Origin of the sequence: Pseudomonas sp., from assembly GCF_037994325.1 — a bacterium.
Lineage (GTDB): Bacteria > Pseudomonadota > Gammaproteobacteria > Pseudomonadales > Pseudomonadaceae > Aquipseudomonas.
This window is the reverse complement of sequence record NZ_JBBNAH010000187.1, coordinates 1-4,847: the sequence shown is the minus strand read 5'-3', so window position 1 is coordinate 4,847 and position 4,847 is coordinate 1. Positions and strand designations below refer to the sequence as shown.

Genomic DNA, 4,847 nt, shown 5'->3' with positions numbered 1-4,847 from the left:
GCCCCGGCGCTACCGGCGCAATGTCGATACCAACAAATTCGCTGACATCCCAATTCAGCGCGCCAGCAGCACCGGAGCCGACTTCCTCGGTAATGGTAAACAGCGGGTGGCAATCGATGGCCGGCTCGATACCGCTTTCCACCAAGCCCTTAAGCGCCGTGAGCAATGCCGCCACGCCCGCTTTGTCATCCAAATGACGAGCACTGATATGGCCGCTCTCGGTGAACTCCGGCAACGGATCAAAGGCGACAAAGTCGCCGACGTTGATACCCAGCGACTCGCAATCGGCGCGGGTGCTGCTGTACGCATCCAAGCGCAGCTCGACGTGGTCCCAACTGATCGGCATCTGGTCGATCGCGGTGTTAAACGCATGCCCGCTGGCCATCAACGGCAGCACGCTACCCCGGAACACACCGGTTTCGGTAAACACGCTGACGCGGCTGCCTTCGGCAAAGCGACTGGACCAGCAGCCCACTGGCGCCAGGCCGAGGCGGCCGTTGTCTTGTACCTGGCGAACGATGGCGCCGATGGTATCCAAGTGCGTCGACACCGCACGGTCGGGGCTGTTTTGCTTGCCCTTGAGGGTGGCGCGAATAGTGCCGCGGCGAGTCAGTTCGAAAGGAATGCCAAGCTCTTCGAGGCGCTCGGCGACGTAGCGCACGATGGTGTCGGTAAAGCCGGTGGGGCTGGGGATTGCGAGCATTTCCAGCAGTACACGGCGAAGGTAATCGAGGTCGGGTTCAGGGACTTTTTTCATAGAGATCTCCTTAGGAGTCTTGAGCATTACGCGAGCGCCGGAAAAACGTCCGTCATTTCCGCGCAGGCGGGAATCCAGGTGCACCGATGCCGGTGAGACGGCGTATTGCCCGGCGATTCTGGGTCCCCGCCTGCGCGGGGACGACGGAGGTGAACGCTCAGGCTGAGGTTTGGCTCAGCGGAAACAGCAGGTCAATAAACCGCTCTGCCGTCGGTTGCGGTTGGTGGTTGGCCAGGCCTGCGCGTTCGTTGGCTTCAATAAACACGTAGTCCGGCTGATCGGCCGCCGGCACCAGCAGGTCGAGGCCGACTACGGGAATATCCAGCGCCCGCGCCGCACGTACAGCGGCGTCAGCGAGCACAGGGTGAAGAATGTCGGTGACATCTTCCAAGGTGCCGCCGGTATGCAGGTTGGCGGTACGCCTTACGGCCAAACGCTGCCCAGCCGGCAGCACGCTGTCGTAGTCAAACCCGGCAGCCCGCAAGGTGCGGTGAGTTTCTTCATCCAGCGGAATACGGCTCTCGCCGCCCGTTGCGGCTTGGCGACGACGGCTTTGCGCTTCAATCAGCGCGCCGATGCTATGGCGACCATCGCCAATCACTTCGGCAGGCCGGCGAATAGCCGCTGCCACCACGACAAAGCCGATGACCAAAATGCGCAGGTCGGCACCTTCGTGGAAACTTTCCAGCAATACGCGGTTGTCGAAGGCCTGCGCGCGTTTGATCGCCGCTTCAACATCCTCTTCGCTGCGCAGGTCAATGGCCACGCCTTTGCCCTGCTCGCCATCTACGGGCTTGACCACCACGCGGCCATGCTCGGCAAGAAAGTCAGCATTCTCTTCCGGCTCGCCGGCCAGTTGCTGCGCCGGCAATTGCAGGCCAACGCGGCGCAGGGCACGGTGGGTCAGGAGTTTGTCCTGGCACAGGGTCATGCTCACCGCGCTGGTGAGGTCGCTTAGCGATTCGCGGCAGCGGATACGCCGGCCACCCTGGTTAAGGGTAAACAAGCCCGCCTCGGCATCGTCCACCTGCACCTCAATGCCACGCCGACGGGCTTCGTCGACGATGATCTTGGCGTAAGGGTTGAGCTCCGCCTCCGGGCCTGGACCAAGAAACAGGGTTTCGTTGATGCCGTTTTTGCGTTTGAGGGTAAAGGTGGTCAGGTCACGGAAACCCAGCTTGGCGTACAGGCGCTTGGCTTGGTGGTTGTCGTGCAGCACTGACAGGTCGAGGTAACCGAGACCACGGCTCATATAGTGTTCAATCAGGTGGCGCACCAGCACTTCACCCACGCCGGGGCGCGAGCACTGCGGCGACACGGCCAGGCACCAAAGGCTGCAACCATTGTCTGGGTCATTAAAGGCCTTGCGATGGTTGAGGCCCATCATGCCGCCAATTACCTCACCGCTATCGGCGTCTTCAGCCAACCAGTATTCCGGACCGCCGTCTTCCTTGGGCGTCAGGCGTTCGGGGTCAACCGGCAACATACCGCGCAGTTGGTAGAGCTGATTAAGCGCCTGCCAGTCTTCGGCGTTTTGCACGCGACGGACGTTAAAGCCACGAAAGCCGCGACGGGCCGGGCGGTAGTCGGTAAACCACAGGCGCAGGGTGTCGGAGGGGTCGAGAAACAGCCCCTGCGGCGCCTGGGCGAGAACCTGATGCGGCGCTGCCACGTAGAGGGCGATATCGCGCTCACCGGGCTTTTCGCTGAGCAACTCGCTGGCCAGCAGTTCCGGGGTTGGGTAGGTATGGCCGATCAAAATCCGCCCCCACCCGCACTGCAACGCCAGCGGTGGGTGAGCGTTCTGATTGCCATCCTCGGCAAAACGCGCCTGCAAGCGCTCATAAGACGGCGGTTGACCGCGCAGCAGGCGCTGGCTGTAGGCATAGCCTTTCATCAAAAATCTTCCCTTGCGAACGCGGCCGTTCAGGGCCGCGCTTCTACCTTTTAGAGGCCTGGGTTTAGAGGTCTGGTTTTAAAGACCTTGCTCGCTCAGCCACAGATTAAGGGCGGCGAGTTGCCAGAGTTTGGAGCCGCGCAATGGCGTCAGTTGGCCCTGCGGATCGGTGAGCAACTGGTCGAGCATCGACGGGTTAAACAGGCCACGGTCTTGGCTGGGGTCGAGCAGCAGCTCACGCACCCAACCTAAGGTGTCGCCCTGCAAATGCTTGAGCCCCGGCACCGGGAAATAACCTTTTGGCCGGTCGATCACCGCAGCTGGAATCACCAAGCGCGCAGCTTCTTTAAGCACTTGCTTGCCGCCATCAGGCAGCTTGAAGCGCCCGGGAATACGCGCCGACAGCTCCACCAGGCGGTAGTCGAGAAACGGCGTACGTGCCTCCAGGCCCCAGGCCATGGTCATGTTGTCGACACGTTTAACCGGGTCATCAACCAGCATCACCGTGCTGTCCAGACGCAGGGCTTTGTCTACCGCCGCATCGGCGCCAGGGCGCTGGAAATGCTCGCGCACGTACTCGCCAGCGCAGTCGCCGGTCAGCCAGGCGGGCTGCACGGTGGCGCGGTATTCGTCGTAGCTGCGGTCGAGAAAAGCATCGCGGTAGGCGGCATACGGATCGGCCGCGCCGTCCACCAGCGGGTACCAGTGGTAACCGGCAAATAACTCATCGGCGCCCTGCCCGCTTTGCACCACCTTGCAGTGCTTGGCCACTTCACGGGACAGCAAATAAAAAGCGATGCAGTCATGGCTGACCATCGGCTCGCTCATGGCGCGGAACGCTGCTGGCAGTTGCTCGATGATCTCGCGCTCGTCGATACGCAGCTGGTGATGGCGCGTGCCGTAGTGCTGGGCGATCAGGTCAGAGTATTGGAACTCGTCACCACGCTCGCCGCCGGCATCCTGAAAGCCGATGGAAAACGTCGAAAGGTTTTCCACCCCGACTTCACGCAGCAGGCCGACCAACAGGCTCGAGTCGACGCCGCCAGACAGCAGCACGCCAACATCCACCGCCGCACGCTGACGGATCGCCACGGCTTCGCGCAGGCTGTCCAACGTCAGGTCGCGCCACTCATTAAGCCCGTAAGCCTGTTCGTTGGCGGCAGGGCCGTAATTAAGGGTCCACCACTGTTTTTGCGTGGTCTTGCCTTGGGCGTCGATGCGCAACCACGTAGCCGGCGGCAGTTTTTGCACATTGGCCAGAATGGTACGCGGCGCCGGCACCACGGCATGGAAATTCAGGTAATGGTTAAGCGCCACGGGGTCGAGGGTTTTGTCGATATCGCCGCCCTGCAGCAGCGCTGGCAAGGTCGAGGCAAAGCGCAGGCGCTCGGCGGTGTGCGACAGGTACAGCGGCTTAACGCCCAGACGGTCGCGGGCAATAAACAGCTCGCGCTTGTCACGCTCCCAAATGGCGAAGGCAAACATGCCATTGAGCTTGGGCAGCAGGTCAGCGCCCCAAGCGTGATAGCCCTTGAGCAGCACCTCGGTGTCGCCCTCGGAAAAAAACTGATAACCCAAGGCTTGCAGCTCGGCACGCAGCTCGGGGTAGTTGTAGATGGCACCGTTAAACACCAGCGACAGGCCCAATTGGCTGTCGATCATGGGTTGGCCGGAGGCGTCCTCTAGGTCCATGATTTTCAGGCGCCGATGGCCCAAGGCAATCGAGCCCTGGCTATGAAAGCCATGGGCATCCGGGCCGCGTGGGGCCAGGTGATGGGTAATGCGCTCGACGGCCGCGAGGTCGGCCGGGCGATTATTAAAACGTAACTCTCCAGATATTCCGCACATAGTCCTTACCGGGTTTCCGTTGGGGATAAAGGGGGGCGCGCAATCAATGCGCTAATGGAGCAGACCGGCTAAGGCGCTGAGAGTTTTAGATAAATGCGTTCTAGGTAGATGGATGGCGGGCGCTTTTATCCTTGGAGGCGCTGGGTTTTGGGGTGGTATTCGTTACCGCGGGGGCTGGACGTTTTGTTTCGCGCCTTACGCGCGACTTACTTTTGCCAGTCGCCCGGAATGCCGGCCCAGGCAAAAGTAAGCAAAAGGTCTTGCCCCTACCTTGGGTCTACGCTGCGCTGCGACTCCGCTCGGCCTGCGATGAACGGGGGCGGGTAGATCAAAATCAAAAGCCCC

At 61.4% G+C, this 4,847-nt stretch carries 3 protein-coding genes; all 3 read right to left on the bottom strand.

What is annotated here, in order from left to right; translation table 11 throughout:
- Positions 1–757 (bottom strand): osmoprotectant NAGGN system M42 family peptidase (locus tag AAAB16_RS06245; RefSeq protein ID WP_340662553.1); only part of this gene is annotated, 757 nt, incomplete at its 3' end.
- Between the two features lie 157 nt (positions 758–914).
- The gene (gene ngg / locus AAAB16_RS06240) at positions 915–2,654 is read right to left on the bottom strand and encodes an N-acetylglutaminylglutamine synthetase (RefSeq protein ID WP_340662552.1); all 1,740 of its coding nucleotides are present in this window, start codon (positions 2,652–2,654) and stop codon (positions 915–917) included.
- A 78-nt stretch (positions 2,655–2,732) separates the two neighbouring features.
- A complete protein-coding gene (locus AAAB16_RS06235; protein WP_340662551.1) occupies positions 2,733–4,502 on the bottom strand; it encodes an N-acetylglutaminylglutamine amidotransferase in 1,770 nt (589 codons plus the stop codon).
- Between the last annotated feature and the right edge of the window lie 345 nt (positions 4,503–4,847).

Bases quoted from the DNA above. Each gene is read 5' to 3' on its own strand.
- ngg (WP_340662552.1), bottom strand. From the start codon at position 2,654: ATGAAAGGCTATGCCTACAGCCAGCGCCTGCTGCGCGGTCAACCGCCG.
- AAAB16_RS06235 (WP_340662551.1), bottom strand. From the start codon at position 4,502: ATGTGCGGAATATCTGGAGAGTTACGTTTTAATAATCGCCCGGCCGAC.